This window comes from Streptomyces sp. NPDC056987 (assembly GCF_042673865.1).
GTDB lineage: Bacteria > Actinomycetota > Actinomycetes > Streptomycetales > Streptomycetaceae > Streptomyces.
Map to the genome: position 1 here is coordinate 146,628 of NZ_JBHURV010000026.1, position 6,206 is coordinate 152,833.

5 protein-coding genes are annotated in these 6,206 nt (G+C 68.8%); 4 read left to right on the forward strand and 1 reads right to left on the reverse strand.

From position 1 onward, the window contains the following. Window positions 1-36: 36 nt before the first annotated feature. From ACFTZC_RS27485 to ACFTZC_RS27495, 3 genes are all read left to right on the forward strand, one after another. Window positions 37-1,029, forward strand: coding sequence for a cation diffusion facilitator family transporter (locus ACFTZC_RS27485; protein WP_382894144.1), 993 nt, complete (start codon window positions 37-39; stop codon window positions 1,027-1,029). A gap of 313 nt (window positions 1,030-1,342) precedes the next feature. Continuing rightward, the gene (gene ahcY, locus ACFTZC_RS27490; RefSeq protein ID WP_382894146.1) at window positions 1,343-2,800 is read left to right on the forward strand and encodes an adenosylhomocysteinase; all 1,458 of its coding nucleotides are present in this window, start codon (window positions 1,343-1,345) and stop codon (window positions 2,798-2,800) included. Window positions 2,801-3,026: 226 nt separating this feature from the next. Then, window positions 3,027-3,641 carry a hypothetical protein gene (locus ACFTZC_RS27495; RefSeq protein WP_382894148.1) on the forward strand — a complete coding sequence of 205 codons (615 nt, stop codon included), beginning with the start codon at window positions 3,027-3,029 and terminating at the stop codon, window positions 3,639-3,641. Between the two features lie 22 nt (window positions 3,642-3,663). Here ACFTZC_RS27495 and ACFTZC_RS27500 read toward each other — a convergent pair whose 3' ends face one another. After that, a complete protein-coding gene (locus ACFTZC_RS27500; RefSeq protein ID WP_382894150.1) occupies window positions 3,664-4,635 on the reverse strand; it encodes an RDD family protein in 972 nt (323 codons plus the stop codon). Window positions 4,636-4,792: 157 nt separating this feature from the next. Here ACFTZC_RS27500 and ACFTZC_RS27505 point away from each other — a divergent pair, with 157 nt between their 5' ends. Further along, window positions 4,793-5,800 carry a stage II sporulation protein M gene (locus ACFTZC_RS27505; protein ID WP_382894152.1) on the forward strand — a complete coding sequence of 336 codons (1,008 nt, stop codon included), beginning with the start codon at window positions 4,793-4,795 and terminating at the stop codon, window positions 5,798-5,800. Window positions 5,801-6,206 lie beyond the last annotated feature (406 nt).

Genomic DNA, 6,206 nt, shown 5'->3' on the forward strand with positions numbered 1-6,206 from the left:
CAGGGCCGCAGACCTAGGAAGGGACACCACGCACCCATGAGCGCGTCCGGCGGAACCAAGGCGATTGTGGCGGCGCTCGGCGCCAACCTCGCGATCGCAGTAGCCAAGTTCGTGGCATTCGCCTTCAGCGGGTCGTCGTCGATGCTCGCCGAGGGTGTGCACTCCCTCGCCGACTCCGGCAACCAGGGGCTGCTGCTCCTCGGCGGCAAGAAGGCGAAGCGCGAGGCAACGCCGGAGCACCCCTTCGGTTACGGGCGTGAGCGCTACATCTACGCGTTCCTCGTCTCCATCGTGCTGTTCTCGGTCGGCGGCATGTTCGCGATCTACGAGGGCTACGAGAAGATCAAGCACCCGCACGAGATCGAAGCCTGGTACTGGCCGGTCGGGGTACTGGTCTTCGCGATCATCGCCGAGTCGATCTCCTTCCGTACGGCCATCCTGGAGTCGAACGCCCTGCGCGGCGCGCTCTCCTGGAAGGACTTCATCCGCCGGGCCAAGGCCCCCGAGCTGCCGGTGGTCCTGCTGGAGGACTTCGGCGCGCTGATCGGTCTGGTCCTCGCCCTCGGCGGCGTCGGTCTCTCCCTCGCGACCGGCGACGGCATCTGGGACGGCATCGGCACGCTCTGCATCGGCATCCTCCTCATCGTGATCGCCCTCGTCCTCGCGGCCGAGACGAAGTCCCTGCTCCTCGGCGAGGCCGCGGGCACGGAGGACGTCGAGAAGATCAAGGGCGCGATCGTCGACGGCGATGTCGTGACCGGCATCATCCACATGCGCACGCTCCACCTCGGCCCCGAGGAGCTTCTGGTCGCGGCGAAGATCGCGGTCGAGCACGACGACACGGCGGGCGAGGTGGCCGCCGCGATCAACGCCGCGGAGTCCCGCATCCGCGAGGCCGTCCCGATCGCCCGGGTGATCTACCTGGAGCCGGACATCTACAGCGCCTCGGCCGCCGCCGCGGGCACCAACCCGGCCAAGGACACGCACACCTCCGCGAACACCTCCACGAGCCCGGACGCGACGGAGTAGCCCGCGGCGCCGACCCGAGGCCCCCACCTCCCTCCCGTACGGCTCTCCCGGGCTCTCTCCCGGCGTGTGTTCCCCCACACGCGTTCTGCTCCTTCCTGGTTCGGCTGTAGGTCGCTGGGCCGATCGGTGTAGGTTCGTGACCAGAGCCAGACGTCGCTGCTGATGGCGGTCGGGCGGTCCGCGCTGCGGACCGGCCGAGGGAGAGAGGGCCTCCGACGGACTGCCCCGCGTAGCCCGGGCATTCGTATGCCCGCCGCCGCAGAGTCAGCCGTACGTATTCACCCTCGACCCGATTTACGAGGAGCAGCTCGTTATGACGACTGTCGCCAACCGACAGGACTTCAAGGTCGCCGACCTCTCGCTCGCCGAGTTCGGCCGCAAGGAGATCACCCTCGCCGAGCACGAGATGCCCGGCCTGATGTCGATCCGCAAGGAGTACGCGGCGACGCAGCCCCTGGCCGGTGCCCGCATCACGGGATCCCTGCACATGACCGTGCAGACCGCGGTCCTCATCGAGACGCTGACCGCGCTGGGCGCGGAGGTCCGCTGGGCGTCCTGCAACATCTTCTCCACCCAGGACCACGCCGCCGCCGCCATCGCGGTCGGCCCCGAGGGCACCCCGGAGGACCCCAAGGGTGTCCCCGTCTTCGCCTGGAAGGGCGAGACGCTGGAGGAGTACTGGTGGTGCACGGAGCAGGCTCTGACCTGGCCGAACACGCCCACCGGCGGCCCGAACATGATCCTGGACGACGGCGGTGACGCCACCCTCCTGGTCCACAAGGGCGTCGAGTTCGAGAAGGCCGGCGCGGCCCCCGACCCGGCGACGGCGGACAGCGAGGAGTACGCCCACATCCTCACCCTGCTGAACCGCACCCTCTCCGACAGCCCGCAGAAGTGGACCCGTCTGGCGTCCGAGATCCGCGGCGTCACGGAGGAGACCACGACCGGTGTGCACCGCCTGTACGAGATGCAGCGCGACGGCGTCCTCCTCTTCCCGGCGATCAACGTCAACGACGCGGTCACCAAGTCCAAGTTCGACAACAAGTACGGCTGCCGCCACTCCCTGATCGACGGCATCAACCGCGCCACCGACGTCCTCATCGGCGGCAAGGTCGCGGTCGTCTTCGGCTACGGCGACGTCGGCAAGGGCTGCGCGGAGTCCCTGCGCGGCCAGGGCGCCCGTGTGATCATCACCGAGATCGACCCGATCTGCGCGCTCCAGGCGGCGATGGACGGCTACCAGGTCTCGACGCTGGACGACGTCGTCGGCATCGCCGACATCTTCGTCACCACGACGGGCAACAAGGACATCATCATGGCCTCGGACATGGCCAAGATGAAGCACCAGGCGATCGTGGGCAACATCGGCCACTTCGACAACGAGATCGACATGGCCGGCCTGGCCAAGATCGAGGGCATCGTCAAGGACGAGGTGAAGCCCCAGGTCCACACCTGGACCTTCCCCGACGGCAAGACGCTCATCGTCCTGTCCGAGGGCCGCCTGCTCAACCTGGGCAACGCGACCGGTCACCCCTCGTTCGTGATGTCGAACTCGTTCGCGGACCAGACCCTGGCCCAGATCGAGCTCTTCACCAAGCCGGAGGAGTACCCGACCGACGTCTACGTGCTCCCCAAGGCCCTGGACGAGAAGGTCGCCCGTCTCCACCTCGACGCGCTCGGGGTGAAGCTCACGACGCTCCGCCCGGAGCAGGCCGCGTACATCGGTGTCGAGGTCGAGGGCCCGTACAAGCCGGACCACTACCGCTACTGATCCACAGCGTGCGCCCGCGCGGGCACGCCCGCCGACGGGCCGGCCGGTGGTGACGGATCACCGACACCGCCCCGGCCCCTCGGCACCCGGCATTCCGTAGCTCACAGAACAGGCCCCCGCACCCCCGTGTCGGGGGCTTGTTCCGTGCACACGGCGCCGAGCCGCCAGGGCGTTGACGTACGGTGTGCTGTCAGCCGCCGCGTACCCGAAGGACCCGGAAGACCCCATGCCCCGCGGCCGTTATTCGCTCCATGACCCGCACGATCACACCCCTCTCGGCGACGAACACTTCCACTGCGCGCCCGGCCCCTCCGGCTGGCGCTACGTCTCCCAGATCACCACTCCCTCCGGCGACCACTCGGGCTCCGTCGATCTGGCCCTCGACGAGCTCGGCCGCCCCATCCGGCTGCAACTCCACGCGGCGAGCTGGCAGATCCGCGGCGCCGCCCTCGACGGCGTCACCTGGGTCCGTACCGACCCCACCGGCACCCATGCCACAGAAGGCAACGTCAAAGCTCACGCCTTCACCGGCACATCCCCCGCCTTTCTCGTCGCGACGACCCGCCTCCTGCGCCTCACTCCCGATTCCCCCACGACGCGCGTCCGCCTCGTGGCCTTCACCGATCCGGTCCTCGCCCCCCGCACGCTTGACCAGTCCTGGGCCCTGGTGAACAGTGAAGCGCACGCCACTGACAACGGACCTCTGATCGTGGACGAGTACCAGGTCAGCGCACTGGACACCGGTGAACAGCACACCGTTCACATCGCCGGCGACGTGGTGCTCTCGGCCCCCGGCATCGAGCTGGAAGACCTGGAAACCCCGCCCTCGCCACGGACCTGACCGGTTCCACAGCCATGTACGCCTACGCGGGCGGGACGAACCCCGTGGTGGGCGGAGGGGGCGACCCGGCGCCGGGCGCCGGGGCCACGGGCGGGGCAGGAGACGCGGAAGAAGGGGTAGAGGGGGAAGACGAGGAGCCCCCGGGAGGGACGGCAGGCGGAGCGAGAGGAAGCGCCGAAGAACTGACAGCGGATCCCGGACCCCCCGGGGTTCCCATGGCCCCCGGGGCTCCCGCGGTCGGAAGGGCGCGGCCGAAGGCCCGCCGCGCGTCCCGTGACTGCCGCTCGTTCACCACAGCCGCGAGATACGCGCCCGCAGGCACCCCCTGAGGCGCCGGGGTACCGGTACGAGCCGCCAGATCACCCGCCAGACGCTCGGCCATCGACCGGCCCACCCCCGCGTCGAGCTGCCCCATCCGCGTCAGGTACTGACGTATCGCGAGCCACAGATCATCCGGCACGGCAGACAGATCCAGCTCCGCGAAGCGCCCCACGAGCCACGGCGGAGGCGGCGGCACCGCCTCCATGTACGACGTCGGGACCCTCTCCCGTACGACGAGGGTCCCCGCGAACACGTCCCCGATCCGCCGCCCCCGCGCCGAGGTCAGCGACGCGACACAGGCGACCACCCCGACCGAGAACAGAATCTCGACCACGCCCATCGCCCCACGCACCAGCGCGTGCCGGAACCGGATGGGCCCGCCGTCGTCCCGTACGACCCGCAGCCCGCAGGCCAGCTTGCCAAGCGAGCGCCCGTGGCTGAGGGTCTCCACGGCGATCGGACCACCGACCAGCACCAGAAGGAACGAGGCGACGGCCAGGGCCGCGACCGCGGCCTCGTCCAGCGAGCCGGCCGACAGCACGATGCCGACCGACACCATCAGATACGCGGCACCGGCCACCGAGAGATCGATCGCCGTCGCCAGCGCCCGGCTCGGCAGCCGCGCCGGGCGCAGCCCCAGTACGACCGCGTCGCCCGTCACAAGCTCATCCACCGGTGCCCACCCTTCGCCTACCTTCCCCGCTCTGGAGAAGGCCAGTCTGCCAAGCTGGCCCACAACACGCCGCAGTCAGCCGTGCCGACGTCAGTAGTACGGACGCCAGTAGTACGTACGGACCGTTCGCACCCAGTGCCTGGAGCAGCAGCCGCCCATGGACCTCGATGTCTTCGTGACCAGCCACCGCGCCGAGTGGGACCGCCTGGACCACCTCCTGGGCCGCGGCCGGCGTCTCACCGGCGCCGAGGCCGATGAACTCGTCGGCCTCTACCAGCGCACCGCCACACACCTCTCGCTGGTTCAGTCCAGTGCTCCGGATCCGGTACTCATCACCCGCCTCACCCAGCTCGTGGCCCGCGCCCGTGCGACGGTCACCGGTACGCGCCGGGCCGGCTGGCGGGACGCCGCGCTGTTCCTTAAGGCGGGGTTCCCCGCAGCCGTCTACCGAGCCCGGCGGTGGTGGATACCGACCGCGCTCCTCTCCACCCTTCTCGCCGCCGCCATCGGCTGGTGGACCGGCGCTCACCCGGAGGTGCAGGCGGCGATCGGCGCACCCGAGGAACTGCGCCAGATGACCCGGCCGGGCGGCGAGTACGAGACGTATTACTCCAGCCATCCTGCGGCGTCGTTCGCGGCACAGGTCTGGACGAACAACGCGCAGGCCGCGGCCATGTGTCTCGTCCTGGGGGCCTTTCTCTGCCTGCCGGTGATCTGGATCCTCTTCGTCAACGTGCTCAACCTGGGCGTCGGCATCGGGCTGATGTCCTCGGCGGGCCGCCTCGACACGTTCCTCGGCCTGATCCTGCCCCACGGCCTACTGGAACTGACGGCGGTCTTCGTCGCGGCAGGCACCGGTCTGCGCCTGGGGTGGACCCTCATCGACCCGGGTCCGTACAGCCGCCGAACAGCCATGGCCCAGCAGGGCCGCGCCGCGCTCGGCATGGCCATCGGCCTGGCGCTGGTCCTCTTCGTGTCGGGTGTGATCGAAGGCTTCGTCACCCCGTCCGGCCTGCCCACCTGGGCGCGTATCACCATAGGAGTAGTCGCAGAACTGGCCTTCCTCGCCTATGTCTATGTCCTCGGTGGCAGGGCGGCCCGGGAAGGCGAGACGGGCGACCTGGAGGCAGCCGGCCGCAGCGCCGCGCTCCCTGCCGCAGGCTGATGTGCATGAGGCGTACCCGACCTGTTAGTCTCCTCTTCGCCCCACAAAAACCGTTGACACGGCTGGAGTGGGGAGGTAGATTTGAACGGTTGCCTCGGAGTTGGACAAGCTCTGGGTTCGCTGATTAACATCTACGTTGCTCCTGATGGATCATAATTTCCACGGAGCACCCCTCGATTCGACAAGCAGCTGATTCCGGCCTGTGAAATTCGGGCCTCCATCCTTCTGCTAAAGTCGGGTCAGTCGAAAGACAAAAGGCCAATCCAAAGGCCACCGGAATTCTTGAGGCAGAACACGCTGAAAGGGTCTGGTAGAGTCGGAACCGCCGGAAAGGGAAACGCGAAAGCGAAGAACTGGAAAGCGAACCCCGCTCCGACGGGGAATCGGACACGAAAGAGTCTGATAG